Genomic DNA, 26,147 nt, shown 5'->3' with positions numbered 1-26,147 from the left:
GTAGCGACGTAGTTTCCCAATCACATAGTCAGTTAGATTCAATCACCATCAATTAGGTATCCACAATGAAACTCAAACTTGCAATGACTCTTTCGATGATTCTCCTTGCATCGGCTGGCGCAGTCACCCAGGCATCGGCGCAGGAAAAAACCCGCACGGAAGTGCGCCAGGAACTGATTCAGGCTGAAGCTAACGGTTCACGCTTCGTGACTGACACGTCGTACCCCGCGATCAACCCGATCTTCTCGCAACAGGCCGCGCGCCTGAAGATGAGCACGAGTGGCGAGGGTCCGGCGATGTCCGGTTCGACGGCGGCGGGCCATCGCGCTTCCTCCTCGCCCGTCCATGCATCCAGCGCGGCGATGACAGCATGTGTCGGCCCTGCAGGATTCTGCACACCGTACTTCGGTAGCTAAAGAAGCGCTTTTTTACGGCAATCGTTTTCCCTCAATTCGTCCATTCGCAGAAGGAGTATCAATCATGAAGAACGCTCTTGTTTGTTTCGCTCTCGCCGTCGGCACGTTGGCCGCTCCCGCTCTGAGCTTCGCGCAATCGAATGCGCCGGTGACACGCGCCGAAGTCCGCGCCGATCTGGTGCGCGTCGAACAGGCGGGTTACACCCCGTCGAGCGGCGACCAGGCCAACTATCCGGCCGACGTTCAGGCCGCTGAAGCGAAGATCGCCGCGCACAGCGATCAGCAGATGGCGCAGCAATCCTATGGTGGCGTTGCGCAGAATGGCAGCGCTTCGTCGGGCACGTCCAGGCACATGTCGGCGCCCTCTTCCTGCGTGGGTCCGGTCAGCTTCTGCAACGTTTTCTTCGGTAGCTGACTGGTGCGTAATGAAGTTCCGTGCCGTCTTCAATATGCACAGTACTACTACTATTTTCCTCTTGTCCAACAGAACTATTGCAACGTTTTCTAACTACAAACGGAGTGTGTCATGAAAGTCTTGCCTCTCGTCGCCTCGGCCTTGTCATTGTCGGCTTGTCTTTTCGCGTCAACCGGAGCGATGGCACAAGATGTCCAGCCGCAAACTGTCCCGGTCCACAATATCGTTCTCGTGCACGGCGCATGGGTGGACGGATCGGGCTGGCAGCCGGTCTACGACAGACTGACGAAAGACGGCTACCACGTCACCATCGTGCAGGAGCCGCTGAGCTCACTCGAAGACGACGTCGCCGCAACCAAACGCGTCCTTGACCAGCAGAATGGCCCGACGATCCTCGTGGCCCATAGTTACGGTGGCTCCGTCATCACTGAAGCCGGCGTGCATCCGAACGTGGTCGGCCTGGTGTACGTGGCTGCGCACGCGCCAGCCGTCGGCGAAGATGAAAGCACCCTTGGTAAAGGCATGCCGAGCTACACCTCGAAGCAGGCAGGCGCCATCATGAAGACCGGCGACGGCTACACGTACCTGAACCCCGCGGATTTCCCGGCGGATTTCGCCGCCGATCTGCCGCTCAAAGAAGCCCGGTTCGAATCGCACGCGCAAATCCTGACCGCGGCGAAGGTCTTCTCGACGCCGATGACGGTGGCCGCGTGGACCAGCAAGCCGAGCTGGGGCATCGTCGCGGCCGATGACAAGATCATCAACCCCGACCTCGAACGCTGGTACTACGCACGTGCGCATAGTCACACGACGGTACTCGCCGGCGCGAGTCATTCGGTCTATGAATCGCGTCCGAAAGAAGTCGCCGCAGTGATCGAAGACGCGGCCAGGCACGCTCAGTTGTGAGCGGGCCGATGAGCAGTACGCTCGCGGAGCAACCCGGTTGTGCATTCGATGACGGCCCGCCTTGTGCCGTCATCGGATCCAGGCACGATCACGGCACGCACACCGTGCCGACTGATTCCGGCGGCCCGAATCCGGGTTTCCACTTGGGCGTCAAGATCGGGGGGCCGGTAAGCGCACAGTCGTCATATCAGAACGTGATCACTTAAGGCTTCAATTCGCTTTCAGCCGAGCCAGGACTTTCCCGAAGCTTCCACGTTCCATCTTGCACCGCATCACGCCCGCCAAGCCCCGCCCCGTAAGTCCTGACGTCCTCGCGACCGCTTCGGCGCGTCGACCTCCTCGCCGATCGTTTCCTTGACGAGCGTCCACGAGCCTGCTGTACTAAATCAATCCAAGTGATTTAGGCGGTTCGTTTCGGATTGCCTCGGAATCGCCTCAGATTCCAAACCGGATCGCAAACAGATAGCAAGCGCGCAGCGTTCGCGTGCGTCATCGCCCGCAGTTCACAACGTCGTGGCCAATAACCGGAGGAGCGTCCCATGAATCTGAATTCCCGCAGGCATCCTGTCGCCAGAAAAATCGTCTCGATGTGCGTGGCGGCATCGGCCGTGTGGTGTGCGAGTGCGAGCCAGGCGGCCGACCAGCCCGTCGTCGGCCTCATCACCAAGACCGACACGAACCCGTTCTTCGTGAAGATGAAACAGGGCGCCGAAGCGGCCGCCTCGAAAGACGGCGCCAAGCTGATCACCGCGGCCGGCAAGTTCGACGGCGATAACGCGAGCCAGGTCACCGCCATTGAAAACATGATGACGGCCGGCGCGAAAGCGATTCTGATCACGCCGAGCGACACCAAGGCGATCGTGCCGAGCATCAAGAAAGCGCGCGCCGCCGGTGTGATGGTGGTCGCGCTCGATACGCCGACCGACCCGCAAGACGCCACCGACGCCCTCTTCGCCACCGACAACTTCAAAGCCGGCGTGCTGATCGGCAAATACGCGAAAGCCGCCATGAACGGCAAGCCTGCGAAGATCGCCACGCTCGATCTCGCGCCGGGCGTATCGGTCGGCGTACTGCGTCATAACGGCTTCCTGGAAGGCTTCGGGGTGAAGGAAGGCGATCCGTCGATTGTCTGCAGCCAGGACACCCGCGGCGATCAGGCCAAGGGTCAGACGGCGATGGAGAACTGCCTGCAGAAGTCACCGGATATCAACGTGGTCTACACGATCAACGAACCGGCCGCGGCGGGTGCGTATCGCGCGCTCAAAGCGGCGGGCAAGGATAAGAGCGTGATGATCGTTTCCATCGACGGCGGCTGTGAAGGTGTACGCAATGTGAAGGCCAGCGCGATTGCCGCGACCTCGCAGCAGTATCCGTTGAAGATGGCCTCGCTCGGCGTGACGGCGGGTGTCGAGTATGCGAAGACCGGCAAGAAAGTCTCCGGCTATCAGGACACGGGCGTGACGCTGATCACGGACAAGCCGATGTCGGGCGTCGACAGCAGGGATACGAAGTTCGGCCTGGACAACTGTTGGGGCAATAAGTAACGCGTGTTGAGTGGCGGCCCGCTGCTCTGGGCCGCCTTTGGATCGCCGGGTGCCGGATCGCCGGCCGCCGGACAGCCGGCCTCCGGATCGCCGGGTGCCCGATCGCCGGCCGCCGTATTCGTCACGTGGCGAGGCCCGCCACGCTCATGCATCGAGGATACCTATCATGTCGACTCCTTCCGTGCCCGCCGGCCACTCGCGCACCTTCGCCGAGCGCTTGCCGTCCCTCGCAGAAATCGGACCGCTGATCGCGCTGGTGCTGGCGTGCGGCTTCTTCATTTCGCAGAGCAACCGGTTCCTGTCGTTCCAGAATCTCTCGCTGATCCTGCAACAGACGATGGTGGTCGCCGTCATCGCCATCGGCCAGACGCTGATCGTGCTGACCGGCGGGATCGATCTGTCGTGCGGGATGGTGATGGCGTTCGGCTCGATCATCATGACCAAATTCGCGGTCACACTCGGCGTGCCGCCCATTCTCGCGATTCTGTGCGGCATCGCCGCGAGCACCCTGTTCGGCGCGCTCAACGGCGTGCTGATCACACGCATCAAACTGCCGGCCTTTATCGTCACGCTGGGTACGCTGAACATCGCGTTCGCGCTCACGCAGATCTATTCGAACGCGGAGAGCGTCTCGAACCTGCCGGACGCGATCATGTTCTTCGGCAACACATTCAAGCTCGGCCCTGCCGATGTCACCTATGGCACGGTGCTCACGCTGCTGATGTATCTCGCCACATGGTTCGTCTTGCGCGACACGGTGCCCGGCCGGCACCTGTACGCGCTCGGCAACAACCCCGAAGCGGCCCGCCTGATGGGCCTCTCGTCGCAGAAGATTCTGCTCATCGTGTATTCGCTGGCCGGCGCGATCTACGGGATTGCCGCGCTGTTGTCGGTCTCGCGCACCGGCGTCGGCGATCCGCAGGCCGGGCAAACCGAGAACCTCGACAGCATCACGGCCGTCGTGCTGGGCGGCACCAGTCTGTTCGGCGGACGCGGCTCGATTGTCGGCACGCTGCTCGGCGCGTTGATCGTCGGTGTGTTTCGCAATGGCTTGACGCTGATCGGCGTCTCTTCGGTCTACCAGGTGTTGATCACCGGCATGCTGGTGATTCTCGCGGTTGCCGCGGATAAACTTTCCCATCGTCGCGGTTGAGTATTCGTCGCAAGTATCTTGCATGGGACCAGAGTAACGCGCTGAAGCGCGAACTCTGGTCGACACCGGAGCCTGTCATGTCGACACCTACTACCGCTTCCGCCGTGATGCCCGTTCTCCAGGCGCGCGGACTCGTCAAACGCTACGGCAACGTCACCGCGCTCGACGGTTGCGATTTCGAAGTCTTGCCCGGCGAGATTCTCGCCGTGATCGGGGACAACGGCGCGGGTAAGTCGTCGTTGATCAAGGCACTCTCGGGCGCCACCGTCCCCGATGAAGGCGAAATCCTGCTCGACGGCAAACCGGTCAAATTCCGCAGCCCTTTGGATGCACGCGCTCAAGGCATCGAAACCGTGTACCAGGAACTGGCGGTGGCGCCAGCCATGAGCATCGCCGAAAACCTGTTTCTCGCCCGTGAGCTTGTTAAACCGGGCTGGCGCGGTTCGATCTTCAAGATGATCGACAAGCGCCGCATGCTCGAGGAAGCCACCGCGCACATGAAGGATCTGCAAATCGGCATCCGTTCGATGCGCCAGGCGGTCGAAACGCTCTCCGGCGGTCAGCGTCAAGGTGTCGCCGTGGCGCGCAGCGCTGCGTTTGCGCGGCATGTGGTGATTCTCGACGAGCCCACCGCCGCACTCGGCGTGAAGGAAGGCAACATGGTGCTCGAACTGATCCGCCGCGTGCGCGAACGCGGCTTGCCGGTGATCCTGATCAGCCACAACATGCCGCACGTGTTCGAAGTCGCGGACCGCATTCATATCCAACGGCTCGGCCGGCGTGCGGCGGTGGTGAACACGAAAGACATCCACATGTCGGAGGCCGTGGCGATCATGACGGGCGCGAAGGAAGCGGACGTCAAGGCGATTGCATGATGCCCGCACTCATCTGAGCGGCGCGCGACGATGGACACTACCGGCACCCGCTCGCCGCTCAAACGCACGGTCGGCTCGAATCAGGTCGGCATGCGGCAGTTCAACGAACGGATCGTCCTGCAGGCGATCCGCTTGCATGGGCCGCTGCCAAAAGCCGACGTGGGCCGCCTCACGCGTCTGTCGATGCAGACGGTGTCGATGATCGTCGACCGTCTGATCGACGACGGCCTGCTCGAGAAGCAAGCGCGTGTGCGCGGCAGGATCGGTCAGCCGTCGGTGCCGATCGCGTTGCATGCGGATGGCGCGTACACCATCGGCATCAAGGTGGGGCGACGCAGTCTCGACGTGCTGGCGATGGATTTCGCGGGCCACGTGGTATGCCGCGAGGTATTCGAGTATGCCTATCCCGATCCCCACACGCTGTTCCCCGCGCTCGAAAGCAAACTGGCGCGCATGAATCAGACGCTCGGCGCGAAGGCGAACAAAGTGGTGGGCGTAGGCGTCGCGGCGCCGTTGTGGCTTGGCGGCTGGCGCGACTTTCTCGGCGCGCCGCCGGACGCGCTGGAAGCGTGGCATCAGATCGACTTGCGCAGCCGCGTCGCGACGATGACAGGCTTGCCCGTCGAATTCGCCAAGGACACCACCGCCGCCTGCGCCGCCGAACTCGTGATGGGCCAGGGCCGCGGGATTCATAACTTCCTCTACCTGTTCGTCGGCACGTTTATCGGCGGCGGGCTGGTGATCGACGGCCGTTTGCATGGCGGACCGCACGACAACGCAGGCGCGGTGGGCTCGATTCCGTTGAAAGACGGCAGCGCGCGCAAACCGGCGCGGCAACTGCTGCACGCGGCATCGGGTTTCGTTCTGGAACAGTTGTTGAGCAATGCGGGGGCGCCGTCCGCTGCCGCGCACGATCATCGCGCGTTGTCGCCGGAATTGTGGCGGCAGACCGAACAATGGCTCGACACCGCCTGCCCCGCGATCGCCAGTGCGTTGACCAATGCAGCCGCCCTGCTCGATCTGGAAGCGGTGGTGATCGACGGCGAGCTCGACCGGCAACTGGTCCGCGAAATCATCCGACGGACCGAGCGCGTGCTCGATCGCTTTGAATGGGAGGGGATGGTGCGCCCGCAACTATTGGAAGGCACCATCGGTGCCGACGCACGCGCGATGGGTGGTGCGATTCTGCCGTTGTACGCGCATTTCGCGCCCGTGCACGAGCTATTCCTCAAGCCTGCGACGGACGCGGGTTACTAGCCGCCGTTGCTTATTGCGCGGCTACCTTCGCTATGGATGCGGTTTTAGCGGGCGGGTTTTGAAGCAACTGCTGCAACACCGGCGCGAGCGACTTCAGCAACTGCACCGAGAGCGCGCTGGTGAACTCGTAACGCGCCGCATACGGTTCATGCACGTAGGCAGTCAGCGTGCCGTAGAAGCGGTCTCCCATCACGAACACGAACGTCGCGCTGCGATTCACCTTACGCGACTCGATCAGCCGCGCGCCTTTGGCCCACACATTGAAGCGCTGATCGCCGGTGCCGGTCTTGCCGTAAATCTCGAGTGTCTGACCATCGGGGAACGTCATGCCCTGCGCGAGACGCTTGGCCGTGCCGCCCAATACGACATCGCGCAACAGCACTCTGACCACCCCGGCGATCTCCGGCGACAACTGCTGTTGCGGCGCCACCGCAGCCCGTTGAAAATGTGTTTCGTATGGCGTGTCTTTCGCGAAATCGAGTTGCGTGAGGCTTTCGGTCGGCACCTTGTTGCCGCCGTTGGCAATCACGCCGATCAGCTGCGCGAGCGCGGCCGGCCGGTCACCGGATGCGCCAATCGCCGCTGCATACGAGGGCGTGAGCGTCGCGAACGGATAGCCAAGCGCCTGCCACGATTTGCCGATCGCATCGTAGGCGCGCAGTTCGACCATCCGCTTGATGCGGCGGTCCTGGGTGGCGTGATAGCGCGTCTTGAAGAGCCACGAATACGTCGACAGACGCACCTCGCTGCTGGCTTTCTGTACCTGATCGAGCGTCGCCTCGGGATGGGCGCGCAGATAGTTGAGCGTCCACAATTCCAGCGGATGCACGCTCGAAATGTAGCCGCGGTCGTTCAGATTGAAACGGTCGATTGCGTATTTGGCGTACAGATTGGCCAGATCCTCATCGTCCAGCACGGAGGCAGCCGGTGTGTTCTTCAGCGCGGCACGCATCTTCGCGTTGAACCATGCATTGGATTCATCCGGCGCGACGCTGCGCAACACGGTCGCCACTTTAGGCGGCGATTTGCGTACGCCGAGCAACAGCAAGGCGAGCGCCTGATCGGGTGTTTTGCCGTGGTACCTGGTGTAGAAACGATTCATGTACACACGGCTTTCCTGATCGGCGAAACGCGTGAGATACATCTTGCGAATCGCCGGATCGCCCAGCCATTGCGACGACGCTCCGGTGGTCTGCACCATCTCGTAGTGGACGATATCGCGCATCAGCCGCACGAACACCAGATTCACCGAATGCTGGAATGCGCGGTGCACGGTGAGAATGCGGCCGTTGTCGTCGGCTTCGAAGTTGTTGAAGGTTTGCGCGCCGCCGCCCGTGTAGAAGGTTTCACCGGCGCTTGCCGAGTATTTGCGCTCGACGGCCGCATCGAGCATGGCTTGCAGCGAGCGGTCCGAGGTATGCGTCAGATAATCGAGCGCCCAGCGCGTGAGCTGATCGTTCGGATCGGGCTTCACGGCTTTCAGCTCCGCGGTGCTCAGCGGTGCATAACGCGCATGCAGGTCGGAGACGATCTGCAAATAGGTCACCACGGTACGCAGTTTCGCGGTCGAACCGAGATTCAGGCGTGCGCCCGAGTTGATGTCGAACGGCTGGTTCACGCTATCGGTTTGCACCCGCACGAGGTTGGCGCCATCGCGCCGTTCGAACAGCGTGAAGCTATAGGCGATTCTCGACGGATCGTCGGAGGCGCGCAGCATTTCATAGCCGACCAGACCGGCGGTTTTCGCGCCGTCCCGTGTTGCGGCTGCGGCAAGCCGTTCACTCACGGCCTGCTGCACGGCGTTGTTGAGCGTGCCCTTCGCCTGCAAATCGAGCCGGTCGAGTTCATAGAAACTTGGGATGCCGAGCGCCGCCAATAGATGCGAGCGCATCGACGTCACGGCCTTGCGCGACACGAACGAGTCCGCGTTCTGCGTTTTATTCGGTGCGTGGCGCAACGCCACTTGCGCGGACAGCGCGGCATCGCGCAGCGGGATCGAGATGACGCCGCCGTTCGCCAGCAGCCGGAGATAACTATCCGTCAGACGTTCGAGTTCGGCATAGCCGTGATGCAGGAAATACGACGGCGCACGTTGCGCGGTCATCAGCGAGAGTACCTGGCGAAATGCCACGCCCTGCTCCGCGAGATTCTCTTCGGTCGACGGCGCTTTCAGGATGCGGTTGATGTCGTTGAAATCGCGACCGTACCAGGCGGCGAGTCCGTCGCCCATCCCGTTGATTTCGCCGAGGCCCGGTTGCGCGGCAAGCGGCACCGAGTTGAGATAGTGGACGACGATCTGCTGGCGCGCGGGCATGGTCTGCGGACCATTCAGATAAGCACGCACTGAGGCCGAAGCGATTTGCCGCAATTTTTCCGGCGGCGTCGCGGTGCGCCCGCCCGCCGAGTGGCGGAATTTCTCGATCTGGGTCGCAAGGGTGCTGCCGCCAGGCGTCGACTGATGACGGTTGAATACACGCGCACCCTGATCCACTAGCGCACGGCTAAAACGCCCCCAATCGATCGCCGGATTGCGGTTTGGCTGATCCGGATCGAGCAGATAACGGTCTTCGATAAACAGCAGCGAATTGACTACCAGCGGCGGGATCGAATCGAAGCTGTCATAAACGCGGCCTGGAAACTGCGCACCAAAGAGGGGCTCGCCGGTACCGTCGAAGAGTTGCAGCCCCGCCTGATCTTTTTCCGCGTAGGGAATAAATAGACCGTTATCCGCCAGCGACAGCATCCGCTCGGAATCACGCGATTGCGCGCTGACTTCAAACCCGTGTTCGAGCAAGCGCTGCTGGAACGACGGCAGCAACGCGTAGCCGAGGCGGCTGTCGTAGGGGCCTTTGTCAGTTTGAGGAAACCGGATGGAATGGCTTGAACCGTCGGCGACGGAAAAACCCACGTCGCGCGTGAGTTCGGAGAGATAGCGCGCCTGCAGCCGCGACGTTTCGATCTCGGCCTGGATAAAGCGGGCCGCCACCGCCAGCGCGAACAGAAATGCCGCCGCCAGCCCCCATTTGAGCCACTTCCTGACGGGCGCCGTGCCTGTCGCGCGAAGCGGTAACCGAACCAGTGGCCGATTCATGGCTGCTCTCCCCGAGCGTGCGCCGGCTCTTGGATCAGGCGCACCTTCGGTCAAGTGTAGCGCGGAACCCAAGCGCGCCGTCGGTTCGGATTTACCCGACAGTGTCGCCGCAACAACACCTCACCGTAAGACATGGCGGAGCGCCGATTGGCGTGAGATATTGGACGACTTCCGCGAGTCGAAAAAGCCGCCGTTTCAGGCGGCTTTTTGCTTCTGCGTCACGCGATTTCCCACCGGCGCCGCCACCTGTCCCACCTTCCGGCCGCGCAGCAACTCGATGAATTGCTCGGCCGGCGGCGACAGCACGCCGCCTTTGCGCGTCACAATGCCGAAAGTTTGCGAAGGCGACTTCAGTTTGACGGGCACGAAGCGCAACATTTTCTGCCGCACGAACAACTCCGCGATCGCTGTTGGCAAAAGCGAAACCAGATCGGAACTGCTTTGCAGGAGCGCCACCGTCACGAAGGTGGAGGCCGTCGAGATCGGGTTATCCGGCATCTCGAGACCCGCCAGGTCCATTTCCCGTTCGAGCAACGCGTGCAACGGCATATGCGACGGATACATCACCCAGCGGTGGCCGGCCAGGTCGCGCAATTTCACTTCCCGCCTGGGCAAAGGCGGATGGCCATAACCCACCACCACGGATAACGGCTCGTCACCCAGCGGACGATAGTGGTACTTCGACGGATCGGCGGCCACCGTTGCACGCCCGATCACCAGATCGAGCCGGCCTTCGTCGAGTTGCAGCAGCATGCGCGCGCTCGTGTCTTCCATCACTTGGATCGACAGGCTGGGCTGCCCGGCATGCAGTTCATTCAGCGCCGGCACCACGCTTTCGGGAATCGCGCCCATGATCGCCCCGATCGCGAGACGCCCGCCGCGCCCGGAACGTATCTCGGCGACGTCCTGGCACAACGCGGTGAGGTCCGTCGCCATGAGCCGCGCGTAGCGGATCACGCAATGGCCGAGCTGGTTCGGAATCATGCCGCTCTTCGAGCGCTCGAAGAGCGGCGCCTCGAGCATCGACTCCAGTTCCTGCAACGCCTTGCTGGCGGCCGATTGTGTCATCGACATCGCGCTCGCGGCCTTGTGCAGCGAGGTGTGGTCGTCGAGCGCGATCAGCAGTTGCAGCTGCTTCATGCGCAGTCTGGACAACAGAACGTTCAGGGTGTCTTTCATGGATTGGCGAGCAGCTGCGGGGTGAGTCGCAAAAGCGATCACAAGATGGAAACAATTCAATATACCCGCCAGGCCCACAGCCGTATAGTCGGCAACGGAGACATTCAAAGACCCACGCCTGACCACCTCGGTACAACCTGCAACGCACATCGCCATGACCCAAACCCACCTCCCTGTTCCATTGCGCGGCGTGTTCCCCGTCGTGCCGACCATCTTCGACGAGGCCGGCCGTCTCGACCTGGAAGGGCAGAAACGCTGCATCGATTTCATGATCGATGCGGGTGCCAACGGCCTGTGCATTCTGGCCAACTTCTCCGAGCAGTTCGCGCTGTCCGACGACGAACGCAACACGCTGATGCACGTGGTGCTCGAACACGTCGCCGGCCGCGTGCCGGTGATCGTCACAACCACGCATTTCAGCTCGCATCAGTGCGCCGAACGCAGCCGCAGCGCGCAAGCCGCGGGCGCCACGATGGTGATGATCATGCCGCCGTATCACGGCGCGACGATCCGCATCGGCGAGCGCGGCATCTATGAGTTCTACCGCACGGTGTCCGATGCAATCGGGATTCCGATCATGATCCAGGACGCGCCGGTCAGCGGCACGGCGTTGTCCGCGCCGTTTCTCGCGCGCATGGCACGTGAACTGCAGAATGTGTCGTACTTCAAGATCGAAGTGCCGCAGGCAGCGAACAAGCTGCGCGAGCTGATCGAACTGGGCGGCGACGCCGTGGTGGGTCCCTGGGATGGCGAAGAGGCGATCACGCTGATGGCCGACCTCGATGCGGGCGCAACGGGTTCGATGACCGGCGGCGGCTACGCGGACGGCATCCGCCTGATCGTCGACGCCTATGCGGCGGGCGACACTGAAGCGGCGGCCGCCCACTATCAGCAGTGGCTGCCGCTCATCAACTACGAAAATCGCCAGGGCGGTCTCGCATCGTGCAAGGCCTTGATGAAAGAAGGCGGAGTGATTCGATCGGACGCGGTGCGCCATCCATTGCCGCCCATGCATCCGGCGACCCGTGCGGGCTTGCTGAAGGTCGCGCGCCGGCTCGATCCGCTGGTGTTGCGGTGGGATAGATAAGACCAGCAGGAAATTGAATTAGACCAGGAGGAAATTGAGTAACATAGGCCGGCAAGCCCACCACTCCACTTTCCATGACCGCCAATCCTCGAGAACTGACGCCGGAAACCCTCGCCGAGCTGCTCGAACGCATTGCCAGGGAAGACGCCGAGGCACTGCGCGAGCTATATGATCTCGCCGCCCCGAAACTGTTTGGCCTTGCGCTCCGTATATTGAGCAGGCATGAGTGGGCCGAAGAAGTCCTGCAGGACAGCTTCGTCAATATCTGGCGCTTTGCCGGCGACTACCGCCGCGCACTGTCCGCGCCGATGACGTGGATGTCGGCGATCGTCCGAAACCGTGCTCTCGATCACCTGCGGCGGGTCAACACGCAGGAGACAGAATGGAGCGATGCGTTGGACGATCTCGTGGCGACCGGCGATCCGGATCCCGAAGCGTTGACCGCAGTCAGCCTGCGGGCACGTTTGCTGGCCGGCTGCATGCAGCAACTGGAGCCGGCGCAGCGCCAGGCGGTTGCCCTTGCCTACCTGCGCGATCAAAGCCATAGCGAGATCGCCGAAGTGTTGACGGTGCCGCTCGGCACCGTCAAATCCTGGATCCGGCGCGGCCTTGCCAAGCTGAAAACCTGTCTGGGAGGTGAGTGATGAATCTCCATCGCTATCCTCAGCTGGTCGATATGCTGGCCGCCGAGTATGTGCTCGGCACCTTGCGCGGTGGGGCCCGGCGCCGCTTCCAACGCTATGTGGACGGCGACACCGTCGTCCGTCAGGCCGTCGAGGAATGGCAGCGGCGCATCTCGCCGTTGGCCGAACTCGCGGAGCCGCGCATGCCGCCGGCCGCCGTGTGGGATGCCATCGAAGGGCGTCTCGGCTTAAGCGCCGCGCGTGAGGCGGCACGGCCACGCACCGTGGTCGAAAAACCCGCGCGTCCGTCCGGCAGCATCTTCGAAAATCTCGCGTTCTGGCGTGGCTGGGCACTCGGCGTCACCGGGCTGGCCGCGGTCGCGGTCGTGGTCGCCATACGCTCGCTGTTGCCGTCCGGCGTGACGCCTTCACCTTCCACCGCGCCGACTGTCGCGCAACAAGCGGAAACGGCCGTTTCGCACGTCGCGGTGTTGAATGACAAGGACACGCATCCGGTCATGCTGGTCGCGTGGGACGAAGCCCATTCCACCATGACGCTGCATCCGCTCGGCAAGGTCGATTTGCCGGCCGGCCGGGCGATGGAGCTGTGGGGCATTCCGGCCAATGGCCATCCGGTGTCGCTCGGCTTGCTGCCGGACAGCGCCAGCGGCAAGGTGACGGCCGGTCAGCAAAAGCCGGAAAGCTACGCGGCGCTGGCGGTCTCGATCGAAGCGCCGGGCGGCTCGCCCAATCACAACGCGCCTACGGGTCCGGTGGTATTCAGCGGCAAGCTGCTGCCGGTGTCCTGAACTGTTTGAGACTTGGCTGGCAAGGCCAGTGTTCGCTGCGTGCGGGTGCCGGCCTTCTGTTTGAGACCCGGCTGGCAAGGCCGGCGTTCGCTGCATGCGGGTGCCGGCCTTCTGTTTCAGGGTTCGACATGCGGAGATAGTTAGACGGCTGGACGCGAGCGTGAGATTGCCGCTACTCTTGACCCCATGCAAAGCTTTTACGAAGCCACTGTCGCCCGCTGCGCCGGCCACTCGTCCACTTACGCGCCGCTAACCGGCCGGCGCAGCGCCAACGTCTGCATCATTGGCGGCGGCCTCGCGGGGTTGTCCAGGGCGTTGGGACTCGCCGAGCGCGGCGTCGCCGACGTCGTCGTGCTGGAAGCCGAGCAGGTAGGCTTCGGTGCCTCCGGCCGCAACGGCGGCTTCGTGTTCGGCGGCTACAGCCTCGATTGCGCGGATCTGCTAAAAACCCTCGGCCCGGTCCGCCCGCGCGAACTCTATACGCTGACAACCGACGCCGTCGATCTGATGCGCAAGCGTATCCAGCGCTACCGTATCGATTGCGACGTGACCGATGCCGGCGTGATCCTCGCCAACTGGTTCGACGAACCGGCGAGGCTCGACACGCAGCGGCGCTTGATGCGCGATTCGTTCGGCGTCGATTGGGAACCGCTGTCGGCCACGGCGCTCGCTTCACAACTGAAGACGAGCCGTTATCACGGCGGTCTGTTCGAGCGCAACGCGTTCCACTTTCATCCGCTGAAATATGTACTCGGTGTCGCCGGCGCTGCGGCCCATGCGGGGGTGCAGATTCACGAGAAGTCACCGGTTGTGCGCCTGGAGCGCGACGGCGCCCGACGCGACGACGCCCGGCGCGAGGGTGCCGGTTTCGTGGTCCATACGCCGCACGGCGCGCTCGAAGCGCGCCACGTGGTGATGGCCGGCGGCGGCTACGCGCGCAACGTCTACGCACGGGTCGAGCGCGCGGTGCTGCCGATCGCCACCTACGCGATGGCCACCGAACCGCTCGGCGTACGCCTGAAAGAGGCGATGGACACCCGCGCCGCCGTCTACGACACCCGCTTCGCCTTCGACTACTATCGCCCGCTGCCCGACACCCGCATCCTGTGGGGCGGCCGCATCTCGGTGCGCGATCGCGCCCCCGAGGTGATCGCGCGGCTGTTGCGGCGCGATCTGCTGAAGGTCTATCCGCAGTTGCACGACGTGCGGATCGAACACGCCTGGGGCGGCCTGATGAGCTACGCGCGGCACAAGATGCCGCAAATCGGCCGCAGCGCGGACGGCGTCTGGTACGCGGTCGGCTTCGGCGGACACGGCATGGCGCCCACTACCGTCTCGGGCGAATTGCTGGCGGCGGCCATCTCCGGCGAACGGCCGGTGCCCGATGCATTCGCGGCCTTCGGTCTGACGCCCGCCTATGGCGCACTCGGTCTCGCTGCCGCGCAACTCACCTACACCGCCATGCAGACGCGCGACGCACTCGCCGCCCGGCGCCCCTCGACCCGGCGAGCGCCGTGACTCACGCCGTGGCGCTATGCGATACGCGACGCAATACCCGGCCGCTGCTGCCCGAAACCCGCGCCAGAGGCCGGTTTCGCCGTGCTAGAATGCGCCGTCACTGCCGCTCGAATACACAATGAAAAAGGGAAGCAAGGCCGCCGAGCCTGATACCAACGGCATCGCGTCCGAGGCTCCGCGTACCGACGTCCGGCGCAAGTACGATCCCGAACAGACCAAGCGCAACATCCTCGACGTCGCGACCCAGGAGTTCTCCGCGATGGGATTGACCGGTGCGCGCGTCGACGCGATCGCGGAGCGCACGAACACCACCAAGCGCATGCTGTACTACTACTTCGGCAGTAAAGAAGGGTTGTACCAGGCCGTGCTGGAAAAAGTGTACGGCGACATTCGCGCGCTCGAACAGGATCTGCACATCAGCGAACTCGATCCGATCGAGGGTATGCGCGCGCTGGTCGAATTCACGTTCGACTATCACGACCGCCAGCGCGACTTCGTGCGGCTCGTGACGATCGAGAATATTCACGGCGCCAAGTACGTCGAGCAGGTGAAAAGCTTCAAAGGCCGCAACGTCACCGTCATTCATACGATCGAAGATCTGCTCTCGCGCGGTATTGCCTCGGGGCAATTTCGCAGCGACGTCGATGCGATCGACCTGCACCTGATGATCAGTTCACTGTGCTTTCACCGCGTCGGCAATCGTCATACCTTCGGTACCGCCTTCGGCCGCGATCCGTCGCACCCGCGTCTGCGCGCGCGGCATCGCGCGATGATCGTCGACGCCGTGCTGCGTTTCGTGCGCAAGGAAGACTGAAGCGAGGCCGGATCAAGGCAAGCTCGAGTCAGCGAGGCCTGAAGCAGAAAAGCGGGACGTGGCCTGGCCACTTCCCGCTTTTCATTTGCTCAAGTCATTCGCGCGCTGAACCGCTCAATCCGCCAGCACGATCCGCTTGATATCGCCGACGATAAAAATGTACGACAGCGCACCGATCAACGCGACCGCGCCGATGAACACCAGCGCACCGACAAACGAGCCGGTTGCCGCCACGATGAAACCCACCACCAGCGGCGTGACGATGCCGGCCAGATTGGCGGCAAAGTTGAAGATGCCGCCGGTCACGCCGAGCAGGCCGTCGGGCGCGATGTCCGACACCAGCGTCCAGCCCAGCGCCGCCATCCCCTGGGCGAAAAACGCCACCGACAGAATCGCGATCACCACCACGTTGCTCTCGACATAGTTGGCGAGAATGATCGTCGACGCGAGCAGGAGGCCGGCGATGATCGGCAGCTTGCGCGCCACGTTCGGCGACTTGCCTCGACGCAGCAGCCAATCGGAGAAGATGCCGCCGAACATTACACCGATCGACGCGGCAATGAACGGCATGATCGCGAAGAAGCCGATCTTCAGCCATGCCATATGACGTTCGGTGGCGAGATAGGTGGGGAACCAGGTGAGGAAGAACACCAGCGTCGAATTGCCGGCGAACTGGCCGAGGCAGATCCCGGTCAACTGACGATGCTTGAGGAGGCGTCCAATCGTGCGCCATTCGAAGCCGCTGCTGGCCTTTGCAGCCGGTGCGGCCGGCGCCGCCGTTGCCACCTTTGCAGCCGGTACGGCGGCGGAATCAGCGTCCTTCTTCCGATGCGTCAGGCCACCGCCTGCCTCGATATAGTCGAGCTCCGCCTGATTGACGCTCGGATGATCCTGCGGCTCGCGATAGAACATCCACCAGATCACACCGAACACGAGGCCCACGCCGCCCACCACGTAGAACAGCGAGCGCCAGCCGAACGCGCCCATCAGCATGAACATGAACGGGCTGAAAAACGCGAGGCCGATATATTCGCCCACCGTGTACGTGCCGGTCGCCATCGCGCGTTCGCTCTGCGGAAACCAGGTGGCCACCACACGGCTATTGGTCGGAAAGCACGGCGCTTCCGACACGCCGAGGCCGAGCCGGAACACGAACAATGCGCCGATGCCATGCACGAGCCCTTGCGCCAGCGTGCACAGCGACCAGAACGTCATCGACAGGAAATACGTGAGTTTGCTGCCGAAGCGGTCGAGAAACAGGCCGCCCGGAATCTGCGCCGCCACATAGCTCCACGAGAACACGGAGAACAGCAGTCCCATTAGCGCGGCATTGATGCCGAGTTCCCTGGTCAACTGCGGCGCCGCGATACCGAGCACCGTGCGGTCCAGATAGTTGATCATGGTGCCGACCGCCAGCAGCGAGAGAATCTGGTAGCGGGCCTTCGAGCGGCGCGCGGTGCTCGCCGTGGCATTCGTTTGGCCTGCCGGGTCGGCGAGCGTGGATTGGATCGGTTGCTGCATTGAGGTTCTGTCTCCTCGGTCGGGTTTCGTACCGGATAGGTAGGGGTGCGTGTGCAACCGGCTTAGCGTCCCGCAGCGGGACTTTCTTCGGGGCGTTGCAACAAGGACTGGAAATGTGTGTAAACCCGCTCGGCGTCGGGTTCGAGCCCTGTGAAAATGCGCATCGCGTCGACGGCCTGATACACCGCCATGCCGCCGCCGCTCAGCGTGCGGCAGCCGAGCGCTTCGGCGGCTTGAAGCAGCGCGGTGCGGATCGGAAAATAAACGATGTCCGCTACCCACAGATCGCGATGCAGCAATTCGACCGGCAACGGCAAGCCCGGCAGTTTCGCCATGCCGGTAGGCGTCGCGTGAATCAGGCCGTTGGCGTCGGCGAGCGACTCATTCAGCGAATTGCCGGCGCTGACGGTGGCGGCAGGGAAACGCTTCTGCAATTCCGCGGCGAGCGAGGCGGCGCGCGCGGCATCCACGTCGAAGAGCGTGAGCGTTTGCGCGCCCATCGTCAGCGCGGCATGCGCGACCGCCGCGCCCGCGCCGCCCGCGCCCAGTTGCACGACGCGCTCCAGTGATACGTCCGGAAGGCCGCGTTGAAACGCACGCGCGAAACCGGACCAATCGGTGTTGTGGCCGATACGTTTGCCGTCCTTGAACAGCACCGTGTTGACCGCGCCGAGTGCACGTGCGTCATCGGACAATTCGTCGAGCAGCGCAATGACGGCCTGCTTGCACGGATACGTGATGTTCAGTCCGTTGTAGCCCATGCGTTCGGCGGCAACCAGCAAATCGGCGAGCGCCGTGATGTCGAGCTTCAACGCTTCCAGATCGATCCGCCGATACACGTAGTGCAGGCCGAGCTTGCTGCCCTCTTCCTCATGCATTGCGGGGCTGAGCGATCCGCCGATGCCCGAGCCGATCAGACCGACGAGCCAGGAGCGTGTGCTCGCCTGGGTGTGCGCTTGTGCGTTCATTTAGCTACCCTATTCTTAAGGATGGTCGCCATCCGCTCCAGAGCGAGCACATAGCCTTGCGTACCGCAACCGATGATGATCGCCTCGGCCACCGCCGACACGTACGAGTGATGCCGGAACGCTTCGCGGCGATGCACGTTTGAAATATGCACTTCGATGACGGGCTTTTCGATCGCGGTAAGCGCGTCGGCAATCGCCACCGAGGTATGCGTGTAAGCCGCCGGATTGATCACGATGCCGTCGACCTTGGTGCGCGCCGCATGCAGCCAGTCGATGAGTTGATGCTCAGCGTTCGATTGGCAGAAGTCGACCGACAGATCCAGCCGCTCGCCCGCGTCGCGGCAAAGCTTCGCGACGTCGTCGAGTGTTTCCGAGCCATAAAAAGCCGGCTCACGCGTGCCGAGCAGGTTGAGATTCGGTCCATTAAGGACCAGCACTGATGCAAAACTCATGACGACCACTCCTGCAAAAAGGTAAGGCATAAAGCGAGCCACGCGCCGGGGCTCTGCAATGTGAATGCAGTGTGCACGCATTGGCCGCAATCGTCATTCGGGGTTTTTACGAATTTGTACCATCTAGTTAGTTTGTATAAACTGTCGGAAATTTCGGTTACTGTGGGTGCATGTGGGCGCTGGTCGCCGGCGTCCAGATAGTTTCAGGTAACCAGCTAGACCATTTCCCGCATTGCAGCATGGCGGGCAGAAAGCATGCGGACGCGGCATCGCGCCCGCTGCCCCGCCGTCCCAACAGCCGTTTCACCGTTTTGCAGGAGCCGTTCATGCAACGTTCGATTGCCACCGTGTCGATCAGCGGGACCCTCGTCGAGAAGCTGACCGCCATTCAGGCGGCGGGCTTCGAAGGCGTCGAAATCTTCGAGAACGACCTGCTGTATTTCGATGGTTCGCCCGCCGATGTGCGGCGCATCGCCGAGGATCTTGGGCTGAAGATCATGCTGTTCCAGCCGTTCCGCGATTTCGACGGAGTGAGTCCGGAGCGTCTCGAGCGCAATCTGGACCGGGCGAGGCGCAAGTTCGACGTGATGCACGAACTGGGCACGGACCGGATTCTGGTGTGCAGCAACGTCTCGCCCGACACCATCGGCGACGATTCGCTGATGACCGACCAGTTGGGCGCACTGGCCCGCGCGGCCGAAGCGGCCGGCGTGATCGCCGGTTATGAAGCGCTTGCGTGGGGCAAGCACGTGAAGACCTACCGCCATGCGTGGAAGCTCGTCAACGCGGTCAATCATCCGAATCTCGGGCTCGTGCTCGACAGTTTTCATACGCTGTCGCTCAACGATACGGTGGACGGCATCGCCGGGATTCCGGGCGAGCGCATCGCCTTCGTGCAAATCGCCGACGCGCCGAAGCTCGCCATGGACGTGCTCGAATGGAGCCGTCATTACCGCTGTTTCCCGGGCCAGGGCGATTTCGATCTGGCCGGTTTCACCGCGCAGGTCGTGAAAACCGGCTACAGCGGGCCGCTTTCGCTCGAAATTTTCAACGACGGTTTCCGCGCCGCACCGACCACCATCACCGCGGCGGACGGCCATCGCTCATTGCTGTTCCTCGAGGAACAGACTCGCGCGCTGCTTGACGCCACGCGGCAGCCGGTCGGCGATCTCTATCAATCGCCCGCCGCGCCCGCGCACGTCGGCTACCAGTTTCTCGAGTTCGCGGTCGACCACAGCACCCGCGCGCAATTGGTCGACTGGCTCGGCAAGCTGCGCTTTCGCCAGGCCGGCCAGCATCGTTCGAAAGATGTGACGCTGTTTCAGCACGGTGCGGCGTCGATCGTGCTGAACGCCGAGCCGGATTCCTTCGCCAATGCCTTCTTCCAGCAGCATGGTTTGTCGCTGTGCGCGTCGGCGTTTCGCGTGGACGACGCCAAGCAGGCGTTCGAGCGCGCCGCCGGGTTCGGCTACGCGCCGTTTTCCGGTCAGATCGGCCCGAACGAACGCGTGCTGCCCGCCGTGCAGGCGCCCGACGGCAGCCTGAACTATTTCGTCGACGAAACGCCGGACCAGCCCACGTTGTTCGAAGCCGATTTCGTCCTGACCGACGTCAATGGTCCGACCGAAGTAGGGCCGCTTTCGCGCATCGACCACGTCTGCCTGTCGGTGCCGGCCCCTTCGCTGGATACGTGGGTTCTGTTTCTGCGCACCGCGTTCGGCTTTCAGGCCGAGCCAGGCGTGCTGGTGCCCGACCCGTACGGGCTGGTGCGCAGCCGCGCGCTGCGCAGCCGGGACGGATCGGTGCGCATCGTATTGAATGCGTCGGTGGATCATCACACGGCGGTGGCCGAGGCATTGCACACCTACCACGGCTCGGGCTTGAATCACGTCGCGTTCAGCACCGGCGATATTTTCAGCGCGATTCCCGAATTCGTTGCCGACGGTCTGCCGGTGTTGCGCATCCCGCGTAATTATTACGAGGACCTGGCCGCGCGCTACGCGCTGCCCGACGAGACGCTGGAGGCGCTGCGCGCGCACAACATCCTGTACGACCGCGACGAACGCGGCGGCGAGTTCTTCCACGCTTACACCGAACAACTGGATCAGCGCTTTTTCCTGGAAATTGTCGAGCGGCGCGGCGGTTACGAAGGGTATGGCGCGGCCAATGCGGCTGTGCGGCTTGCGGCGCAGGCCCAGCGCCGCAAGTAGGGGTTGGCCCACTACGCTGGGGGCTGTGGCTGCAAGCAGCTGCTGCGGCGGCGCGGGCTGCGGCTGCGGCTGCGGGCTGCGGGCTACGGCTACGGCTACGACTACGGCTGGGGGCTACGGCTACGGCTGCGACTGTGGGCTACGGCTGTGGGCTACGGCTGTCGGCTACGGCTGTGGGCTACGGCTGCGAGCTACGAGCTACGAGCTGCGGACTGCGAGCTGCGAGCTGCGAGCTGCGAGCTACGAGCTGCAAGCTGCGAGCTGCGAGCTGCGAGCTGCGAGCTGCGAGCTACGAGCTACGAGCTACGAGCTGCGAGCTGCGAGCTGCGAGCTGCGACATCCTCCGCGATCAGTGCTCCGCGGTCGGCAATTCCCCGCGCATCGGGCACAACCCATGCTGCACCGGCTCAGGCATGCCGCGCCGCATCGATATAATGGCGGCTGATCCACGGCCCGTGCGGCGCGCACGCTGCCCATGCGGGCGGCACACGTTCCGCCGGCCGAATGAAACGCCAGGAGAGATATGAAGAAGTTTGCCGTAGTCCTGTCAGTTCCCCTCCTTCTCAGCGCTTGCGCGTATTTCCAGAAGAATCCGGATGCCGGCGAGCCCGTCACGGACACCACGACGCAGCGCTCGGTCAACGACGTGATCGCCTGCCTGACACAAGTGGCGACCAGCCACAACGCCGCGTTCAAATCCACCGCGATCCCGCAAGGCCAGATGCTCGACTTCGGCGATTCGAATATCGTCAAGGTGCGCAGCGACAACGGCGCGACCACCTACCGCTTCTACGCGGGCACGCGTCACGTGGGCAATCTGTGGATCGAAGCGGCGAGCAAGACCTGCGCGCCGTAAGGTAAATCAAACGAATGATCGGGCGAGATGTAACGGTAGATAACGGGTTTCCCTGCCATCTTCGTGTCACGGTGTTACAGGACAATGAGTCTTAAGAATCGTTTAAGTCTTCATCTGCATCATCCGTCCGACACAACCCCGGCACAAGGTGCGACCCATGAACCAGCCCGATCAAAACACGAGCGACACGCCGGTACCGGCGAAGCGGCCGACGATTCTGCGGCGTCTCTTGAGCCACCACGAGCTGGCCACGCTGCTGGTATTGCTGCACGCACCCATCGATGCCTCCGCAAAACCTGAGATTCCGCAGCTTCATGAAGCCGGCTTGATCGAAACGGTTTCAGGCGACGCAGGCGACTCGCATATTCGTCTGACGCCTGAAGGCAACGCCGTGCTGCGCGGGCTTGGTGTGAAATAACGCATCACTTACCGCATCACTCAACGCATCACCCGGCACGCCGCTTACGCTTGCCATACGCCGTACCCCGCCTCGCGTAGTCCTATCGCCAGTTCCACTTCCATATCCTGTGCGCCGCGGTAAGGCATTGGATTGAACACTTCATACAACTCGGGCACGAGACGCAGGCCGTAATCGCGCACATAGCGATTTGCCTGAATGCCGGCTTTGTGCCGGTCGAATCTCAGATCCGGGTCCAGTCCCGTCATCCCCACGTACACGCAAGGCTTGTCGAACCGGTAATCCGGATTCGCGCGGCGAAAGCGCGCCTCGTTCCAGACCTTGTCGTCGAGCGCGACGACATAGACGTAGTAATGATGCCTGCGGCGAACCATGTGCGGCAGACCGCCTAGCTGCGCGAGGCGGTGCCGTGCAGCAGCATGCGGTACTCGGTCGGCGTGACGCCGACGGTCGCCTTGAATTGACGCGTAAAGGCACTGTGGTCGGTGTAGCCGCAGAGCGCGGCGACGTCGGTGACTTTGTCGTGCGAGACCAGCAGCGCGGTGGCCGCATCCAGCCGTGTTTTCAGCAACAGTTGGCGCGGCGTTAAATGAAACACTTTGTGAAAGTAGCGTTCCAGTTGCGCCACCGACATGTCCGCCATGGCAGCAAGCTGCTTCAGATTCAACGGCTGCACGTAGTTTTCCTGGATGGACTGCACCACCGCGGCGAGCCGGCTGTACGCAGGATGGCTGCTTTCGTCCGCTCTCAGGTCGCGTGAGATGCCGGCGAGCCCGACCACCTTGCCCGCCGGATCGCGCAACGGCTGCTTGCAGGTCAGGCACCAGCCCGGCTGGCGGCCGGGGTACAGGTGCAGCTCCAGTTGGTCGATCATCTGGCTGCCGACGTTGATGATCGCTTTGTCCTGCGCCGTGTAGATCCGGCCGAAGCGGCGCGGGAACACGTCCTCGGCGGTCTTGCCGAGTAGCGCGGCCTTTTCCTTGAAGCCGCAGCGCGAGGCCAGCGTGCGATTGACCAACGCGTAGCGCGCGTGCGTGTCCTTGACGAAGAACACGACGTCCGGCATCGCGTCGAACACCGGCTCGAGCAGCGTGAAATGCGACAGCATGCAGGACAGCGTTGCGTCGTCCGGTTCGAGCGGATGAGCCAGCGTGTTCATCGTGCGGATTCCCGTGGTCGGTGCGCTCGATTATAGGGCCACGCCGGTGCCGACAGTATCCGATTCGGGTTCGCGCCGGGTCTTCACCGCCGCGAAAAATACGCCTGAGCCAACCCGACCCAATACCGCACCCCGGCCGGCGTGATCTCGTCATTGAAGTCATACGACGGATGATGCAAGCCGGCCGCCGTGCCCGCGTGCGGCGCATTGCCAATCAGCACGTAGGTTCCCGGCCGTGCCTCCAGCATGAAGCCGAAGTCCTCCGACGTCATGTTCGGCGCGACGTTCGCATGCGTGGCGGCATCCCCGAACAACTCGCGAATCACCGTTTCGCATAGCGCCGTTTCGGCGGGTGAATTCACCGTCGCCGGATAGTATTGAAAAAACTCCACCTCGATCGACGCGCCATAGGCCGCCGCCAACCCGTCGCACATCTGCTTCATTTGACGCTGTAACTCAGTCATCACCGCGGAGGACAACGTGCGGATCGTGCCGCGCAATTCGGCGGAATCCGGAATCACATTGTCCGTGTCGCCCGCACGCATCATGCACACGGAGATCACCGCAGGCACCACCGGATCCTTGTGACGCGCCGCTATCGTCTGACACTGCGCCACGACCGAGCACGCCAACGGAATCGGATCGAGTCCGCGATCGGGCTGCGCGGCATGCGCGCCCTTGCCCGTCACGACAATCCGGAACCGCACCCCCGCCGCCATGATCGGCCCCACCCGCAGACCGAACTGCCCCGCGGGCAACCCGGGCCAGTTATGCATTCCGAACACGGCTTCTGCCGGAAAACGCTCGAACAAGCCGTCGTCGATCATTTTCCGTGCGCCCGCTCCGCCCTCTTCCCCCGGCTGAAAAACAAAATGCACCGTGCCGGGCAATTGCGGAAGTTGCTTCAGCACGCGTGCCGCACCGAGCAGCATGGTCGTGTGACCGTCATGTCCACACGCATGCATCACCCCATGGTGGCAAGACGTATGCGAAAACGTGTTGGCCTCCTGGATCGGCAAGGCATCCATGTCCGCGCGCAGAACGATCGCACGAGACGGGTCCTTGCCCGGCAGACTCGCCACCACCCCGGTGCCGCCCATGCCGCGATCCACCGCGTAGCCAAGCCGTTCGAGCTCACGCGCCACCACACCAGCCGTACGGTGCTCTTCAAAGCGCAATTCCGGATGCGCATGCAAGTCCCGCCGCAACGCGTGCAGCTCGGTCTTGCAGGCATCGAGAAGTTCATCAATATCGTTCACGTCTATCTCCGTTGACCCTGTTCGTCGCGCCCCAACGGCGCCAAGCACAGCATCATACTTGCCCGTGAGCGCCAGACGTCGCGCGAACGGCGGCATCTCGAATGCGCCCGGCACATCGAACGTTTCGATGCGTTCCACCAGCACACCCAGTTCGAGCATGCGGGCAAGGAAAGCGTCGCGTGCACCGTTCAGATCCTTGACTAACTCGTCGCAACTCGTCGCAACTCGTCGCTGACTTGCGCGAGCGCCGCGATCAGATCGCCGAAGCGTTCGCCCGCATCCGGCAAGAACGCGAGCAGTGAAGCCACCGACTTCTTCGTCAACGACACCCACGAGAGAAGCAGAGACGACTAGCGCTTGCCGCCCGCCAGCCGGCGCGCGTCCGGATGGGCGCGCAGCCGCCACATGGCGACACAGCCGAGCGCCGGGCCGATGGCCAGCATGCCCAGCCCGGCCTTCCAGCCAAGATGCGCGACAACGTCCGGCACCAGATGAATACTCACGAGCGTCAGCAGGAATCCCGCACACGTCTGTGCCGTCAGCAAGGTGCCCACCGAAGACGGCTCGGCAAGCTCCGCCACGCTGGCGGAGAATTGCGCGGAGTCGGCGATGACCGAGAATCCCCACACGAACGCCACGGCGATCAGCACCGGCATGGGCGCATTCGACAGCCAGCCGATCAGCGCCGCGCATGACGCGCTCACCGCCATCGCGCCGATAGTGACGACGGTGCGGCCCACGCGGTCCGCGAGCCAGCCGCCGGCCCATGCACCGAGCGCGCCGAACGCAATCACGCAAAACGTCAGGGCTTCCGCGTGGGGACGCACATCGACCACGCCGTGCGAGGCGAGCGTTTGCTGCAGGAACAGGCCGAGCCACGCCCACATCGCATAGAGTTCCCACATGTGGCCGAGATACCCGAGGTTGACGAGCCGCACGGCGGGGTCGCGCCATGCCTGGGCGACCTTGCGCAGGTCGATGTGGGTAGCGCGCTTGATGTTGGGGCCGACCTCCGCGAAGCCGATCGCGGCTGCCGCTACGGCGGCGAATCCCGCTGCCACGAGATAAATCAGATGCCAGTCGAGCCCGGGCATGCCGGCGATCAGATGCGGACTTGCCGAACCGAGTGTCAGCGCCCCCACCAGCAAGCCGATCAGCAGACCGAGGTCAGCCTTGGCCCATGTCGCGACGAGCCGCATGCCGACCGGATAAACGCCGGCCATGCACATCCCGGTCAGAAAACGCAACCCGATAACGGCACCGCCCGTGGGCGGCAACAACGCCAGCACCCCCGTCGCGACGGCGGCCGTGAGCGCCGAGCCCATGAACAGGCGCCGTAGATCGTAGCGATCCGGCAACGAGAGCAAGGCCGAGGCGATGGTGCCCGCGACAAAGCCCAGTTGCACGGCGCTCGTCAGCAACGCTTCCTCGAACGGCGCGATCGTGTGCGAGAGCTTGATCACGGCAATCGCGGTCGTCGACGAAAACCAGACACCCATTGCCGCCACCTGCGCGAGCAGGACGATGATGAGCGACACCGTCTTGCCGCGTTGCGTCTCGTGCTCAGGCAACGGTTTCGTTCTGGCCGCGCGGATCACTGAAGAGCGTCTCATGAAC

Annotated in this window: 24 protein-coding genes; 15 read left to right on the top strand and 9 right to left on the bottom strand. The window is 63.2% G+C overall.

Translation table 11 applies throughout. From position 1 onward, the window contains the following. Positions 1–65 precede the first annotated feature (65 nt). The 7 genes from P0D84_RS26500 to P0D84_RS26470 all read left to right on the top strand — a co-directional run bounded on the left by P0D84_RS26500 (position 66) and on the right by P0D84_RS26470 (position 6,566). The gene (locus P0D84_RS26500; protein WP_408341616.1) at positions 66–416 is read left to right on the top strand and encodes a DUF4148 domain-containing protein; all 351 of its coding nucleotides are present in this window, start codon (positions 66–68) and stop codon (positions 414–416) included. A 64-nt stretch (positions 417–480) separates the two neighbouring features. Then, on the top strand, positions 481–831 hold the full coding sequence (locus tag P0D84_RS26495; RefSeq protein ID WP_408341615.1) for a DUF4148 domain-containing protein: 351 nt from the start codon (positions 481–483) through the stop codon (positions 829–831). A gap of 111 nt (positions 832–942) precedes the next feature. Beyond that, positions 943–1,737 carry an alpha/beta hydrolase gene (locus P0D84_RS26490; protein WP_408341614.1) on the top strand — a complete coding sequence of 265 codons (795 nt, stop codon included), beginning with the start codon at positions 943–945 and terminating at the stop codon, positions 1,735–1,737. A 539-nt stretch (positions 1,738–2,276) separates the two neighbouring features. Then, positions 2,277–3,281: a sugar ABC transporter substrate-binding protein gene (locus P0D84_RS26485; protein WP_408341613.1), complete on the top strand. Its 1,005-nt coding sequence runs from the start codon at positions 2,277–2,279 to the stop codon at positions 3,279–3,281. Between the two features lie 166 nt (positions 3,282–3,447). Further along, positions 3,448–4,434, top strand: a complete 987-nt coding sequence (locus tag P0D84_RS26480; RefSeq protein ID WP_408341612.1) for an ABC transporter permease — start codon at positions 3,448–3,450, stop codon at positions 4,432–4,434. Between the two features lie 77 nt (positions 4,435–4,511). After that, the gene (locus P0D84_RS26475) at positions 4,512–5,309 is read left to right on the top strand and encodes an ATP-binding cassette domain-containing protein (protein ID WP_408341611.1); all 798 of its coding nucleotides are present in this window, start codon (positions 4,512–4,514) and stop codon (positions 5,307–5,309) included. 30 nt (positions 5,310–5,339) lie between these two features. Next, positions 5,340–6,566, top strand: coding sequence for an ROK family transcriptional regulator (locus tag P0D84_RS26470; protein ID WP_408341610.1), 1,227 nt, complete (start codon positions 5,340–5,342; stop codon positions 6,564–6,566). A 10-nt stretch (positions 6,567–6,576) separates the two neighbouring features. Here P0D84_RS26470 and P0D84_RS26465 read toward each other — a convergent pair whose 3' ends face one another. Continuing rightward, on the bottom strand, positions 6,577–9,657 hold the full coding sequence (locus tag P0D84_RS26465) for a transglycosylase domain-containing protein (RefSeq protein ID WP_408341609.1): 3,081 nt from the start codon (positions 9,655–9,657) through the stop codon (positions 6,577–6,579). A gap of 195 nt (positions 9,658–9,852) precedes the next feature. After that, on the bottom strand, positions 9,853–10,836 hold the full coding sequence (locus tag P0D84_RS26460; RefSeq protein WP_408341608.1) for a LysR family transcriptional regulator: 984 nt from the start codon (positions 10,834–10,836) through the stop codon (positions 9,853–9,855). A gap of 154 nt (positions 10,837–10,990) precedes the next feature. Here P0D84_RS26460 and P0D84_RS26455 point away from each other — a divergent pair, with 154 nt between their 5' ends. From P0D84_RS26455 to P0D84_RS26435, 5 genes are all read left to right on the top strand, one after another. Next, the gene (locus P0D84_RS26455; RefSeq protein WP_408341607.1) at positions 10,991–11,923 is read left to right on the top strand and encodes a dihydrodipicolinate synthase family protein; all 933 of its coding nucleotides are present in this window, start codon (positions 10,991–10,993) and stop codon (positions 11,921–11,923) included. 74 nt (positions 11,924–11,997) lie between these two features. Beyond that, entirely contained in the window at positions 11,998–12,567 is a 570-nt protein-coding gene (locus P0D84_RS26450; protein ID WP_408341606.1) for an RNA polymerase sigma factor, read from the top strand. Further along, positions 12,567–13,355, top strand: a complete 789-nt coding sequence (locus P0D84_RS26445; RefSeq protein WP_408341605.1) for an anti-sigma factor — start codon at positions 12,567–12,569, stop codon at positions 13,353–13,355. The genes P0D84_RS26450 and P0D84_RS26445 overlap by 1 nt, the downstream gene beginning before the upstream one ends. A 186-nt stretch (positions 13,356–13,541) precedes the next feature. Beyond that, on the top strand, positions 13,542–14,873 hold the full coding sequence (locus P0D84_RS26440; protein WP_408341604.1) for an NAD(P)/FAD-dependent oxidoreductase: 1,332 nt from the start codon (positions 13,542–13,544) through the stop codon (positions 14,871–14,873). 118 nt (positions 14,874–14,991) lie between these two features. After that, positions 14,992–15,687, top strand: a complete 696-nt coding sequence (locus P0D84_RS26435; RefSeq protein ID WP_408341603.1) for a TetR/AcrR family transcriptional regulator — start codon at positions 14,992–14,994, stop codon at positions 15,685–15,687. Positions 15,688–15,801: 114 nt separating this feature from the next. On the opposite strand, the gene P0D84_RS26430 is transcribed toward P0D84_RS26435, so the two are convergent. The 3 genes from P0D84_RS26430 to aroQ all read right to left on the bottom strand — a co-directional run bounded on the left by P0D84_RS26430 (position 15,802) and on the right by aroQ (position 18,628). Further along, positions 15,802–17,208 (bottom strand): MFS transporter, encoded by a 1,407-nt coding sequence (locus tag P0D84_RS26430; RefSeq protein WP_408341602.1) that lies wholly within the window; start codon positions 17,206–17,208, stop codon positions 15,802–15,804. A gap of 62 nt (positions 17,209–17,270) precedes the next feature. After that, positions 17,271–18,176 (bottom strand): shikimate dehydrogenase, encoded by a 906-nt coding sequence (locus P0D84_RS26425; protein ID WP_408341601.1) that lies wholly within the window; start codon positions 18,174–18,176, stop codon positions 17,271–17,273. Further along, positions 18,173–18,628 (bottom strand): type II 3-dehydroquinate dehydratase, encoded by a 456-nt coding sequence (gene aroQ, locus P0D84_RS26420; protein ID WP_408341600.1) that lies wholly within the window; start codon positions 18,626–18,628, stop codon positions 18,173–18,175. The genes P0D84_RS26425 and aroQ overlap by 4 nt, the downstream gene beginning before the upstream one ends. A 326-nt stretch (positions 18,629–18,954) precedes the next feature. Here aroQ and P0D84_RS26415 point away from each other — a divergent pair, with 326 nt between their 5' ends. The 3 genes from P0D84_RS26415 to P0D84_RS26405 all read left to right on the top strand — a co-directional run bounded on the left by P0D84_RS26415 (position 18,955) and on the right by P0D84_RS26405 (position 22,112). Then, a complete protein-coding gene (locus P0D84_RS26415) occupies positions 18,955–20,838 on the top strand; it encodes a bifunctional sugar phosphate isomerase/epimerase/4-hydroxyphenylpyruvate dioxygenase family protein (protein WP_408341599.1) in 1,884 nt (627 codons plus the stop codon). A gap of 523 nt (positions 20,839–21,361) precedes the next feature. After that, a complete protein-coding gene (locus P0D84_RS26410; protein WP_408341598.1) occupies positions 21,362–21,694 on the top strand; it encodes a hypothetical protein in 333 nt (110 codons plus the stop codon). Between the two features lie 157 nt (positions 21,695–21,851). Next, complete coding sequence (locus tag P0D84_RS26405) at positions 21,852–22,112, top strand: hypothetical protein (protein ID WP_408341597.1); 261 nt, start codon at positions 21,852–21,854, stop codon at positions 22,110–22,112. 44 nt (positions 22,113–22,156) lie between these two features. On the opposite strand, the gene P0D84_RS26400 is transcribed toward P0D84_RS26405, so the two are convergent. The 4 genes from P0D84_RS26400 to P0D84_RS26385 form a co-directional block, all read right to left on the bottom strand. Further along, complete coding sequence (locus tag P0D84_RS26400) at positions 22,157–22,486, bottom strand: hypothetical protein (protein ID WP_179740848.1); 330 nt, start codon at positions 22,484–22,486, stop codon at positions 22,157–22,159. 14 nt (positions 22,487–22,500) lie between these two features. Continuing rightward, entirely contained in the window at positions 22,501–23,271 is a 771-nt protein-coding gene (locus P0D84_RS26395; protein ID WP_408341596.1) for an AraC family transcriptional regulator, read from the bottom strand. Positions 23,272–23,354: 83 nt separating this feature from the next. Then, entirely contained in the window at positions 23,355–24,689 is a 1,335-nt protein-coding gene (locus P0D84_RS26390) for an amidohydrolase (RefSeq protein WP_408341595.1), read from the bottom strand. Between the two features lie 191 nt (positions 24,690–24,880). Further along, a complete protein-coding gene (locus tag P0D84_RS26385) occupies positions 24,881–26,143 on the bottom strand; it encodes an MFS transporter (RefSeq protein ID WP_408341594.1) in 1,263 nt (420 codons plus the stop codon). Between the last annotated feature and the right edge of the window lie 4 nt (positions 26,144–26,147).

Source organism: Paraburkholderia sp. RL17-337-BIB-A (assembly GCF_046025895.1).
Classification (GTDB): domain Bacteria; phylum Pseudomonadota; class Gammaproteobacteria; order Burkholderiales; family Burkholderiaceae; genus Paraburkholderia; species Paraburkholderia fungorum_C.
Note: the sequence above shows the minus strand (reverse complement) of the source record. Positions and strands in the feature narration are given on the sequence as shown.

What these genes read in the sequence shown, in the direction of transcription:
- P0D84_RS26415 (WP_408341599.1), top strand. Translation starts at nt 18,955, where the DNA reads ATGCAACGTTCGATTGCCACCGTGTCGATCAGCGGGACCCTCGTCGAG.
- P0D84_RS26430 (WP_408341602.1), bottom strand. Translation starts at nt 17,208, where the DNA reads ATGCAGCAACCGATCCAATCCACGCTCGCCGACCCGGCAGGCCAAACG.
- P0D84_RS26450 (WP_408341606.1), top strand. Translation starts at nt 11,998, where the DNA reads ATGACCGCCAATCCTCGAGAACTGACGCCGGAAACCCTCGCCGAGCTG.
- P0D84_RS26425 (WP_408341601.1), bottom strand. Translation starts at nt 18,176, where the DNA reads ATGAACGCACAAGCGCACACCCAGGCGAGCACACGCTCCTGGCTCGTC.
- P0D84_RS26395 (WP_408341596.1), bottom strand. Translation starts at nt 23,271, where the DNA reads ATGAACACGCTGGCTCATCCGCTCGAACCGGACGACGCAACGCTGTCC.
- P0D84_RS26470 (WP_408341610.1), top strand. Translation starts at nt 5,340, where the DNA reads ATGGACACTACCGGCACCCGCTCGCCGCTCAAACGCACGGTCGGCTCG.
- P0D84_RS26485 (WP_408341613.1), top strand. Translation starts at nt 2,277, where the DNA reads ATGAATCTGAATTCCCGCAGGCATCCTGTCGCCAGAAAAATCGTCTCG.
- P0D84_RS26435 (WP_408341603.1), top strand. Translation starts at nt 14,992, where the DNA reads ATGAAAAAGGGAAGCAAGGCCGCCGAGCCTGATACCAACGGCATCGCG.
- P0D84_RS26490 (WP_408341614.1), top strand. Translation starts at nt 943, where the DNA reads ATGAAAGTCTTGCCTCTCGTCGCCTCGGCCTTGTCATTGTCGGCTTGT.
- P0D84_RS26455 (WP_408341607.1), top strand. Translation starts at nt 10,991, where the DNA reads ATGACCCAAACCCACCTCCCTGTTCCATTGCGCGGCGTGTTCCCCGTC.
- P0D84_RS26495 (WP_408341615.1), top strand. Translation starts at nt 481, where the DNA reads ATGAAGAACGCTCTTGTTTGTTTCGCTCTCGCCGTCGGCACGTTGGCC.
- P0D84_RS26400 (WP_179740848.1), bottom strand. Translation starts at nt 22,486, where the DNA reads ATGGTTCGCCGCAGGCATCATTACTACGTCTATGTCGTCGCGCTCGAC.
- P0D84_RS26410 (WP_408341598.1), top strand. Translation starts at nt 21,362, where the DNA reads ATGAAGAAGTTTGCCGTAGTCCTGTCAGTTCCCCTCCTTCTCAGCGCT.
- P0D84_RS26445 (WP_408341605.1), top strand. Translation starts at nt 12,567, where the DNA reads ATGAATCTCCATCGCTATCCTCAGCTGGTCGATATGCTGGCCGCCGAG.
- P0D84_RS26475 (WP_408341611.1), top strand. Translation starts at nt 4,512, where the DNA reads ATGTCGACACCTACTACCGCTTCCGCCGTGATGCCCGTTCTCCAGGCG.
- P0D84_RS26480 (WP_408341612.1), top strand. Translation starts at nt 3,448, where the DNA reads ATGTCGACTCCTTCCGTGCCCGCCGGCCACTCGCGCACCTTCGCCGAG.
- P0D84_RS26440 (WP_408341604.1), top strand. Translation starts at nt 13,542, where the DNA reads ATGCAAAGCTTTTACGAAGCCACTGTCGCCCGCTGCGCCGGCCACTCG.
- P0D84_RS26460 (WP_408341608.1), bottom strand. Translation starts at nt 10,836, where the DNA reads ATGAAAGACACCCTGAACGTTCTGTTGTCCAGACTGCGCATGAAGCAG.
- P0D84_RS26465 (WP_408341609.1), bottom strand. Translation starts at nt 9,657, where the DNA reads ATGAATCGGCCACTGGTTCGGTTACCGCTTCGCGCGACAGGCACGGCG.
- P0D84_RS26405 (WP_408341597.1), top strand. Translation starts at nt 21,852, where the DNA reads ATGAACCAGCCCGATCAAAACACGAGCGACACGCCGGTACCGGCGAAG.
- P0D84_RS26385 (WP_408341594.1), bottom strand. Translation starts at nt 26,143, where the DNA reads ATGAGACGCTCTTCAGTGATCCGCGCGGCCAGAACGAAACCGTTGCCT.
- aroQ (WP_408341600.1), bottom strand. Translation starts at nt 18,628, where the DNA reads ATGAGTTTTGCATCAGTGCTGGTCCTTAATGGACCGAATCTCAACCTG.
- P0D84_RS26500 (WP_408341616.1), top strand. Translation starts at nt 66, where the DNA reads ATGAAACTCAAACTTGCAATGACTCTTTCGATGATTCTCCTTGCATCG.
- P0D84_RS26390 (WP_408341595.1), bottom strand. Translation starts at nt 24,689, where the DNA reads ATGCTCGAACTGGGTGTGCTGGTGGAACGCATCGAAACGTTCGATGTG.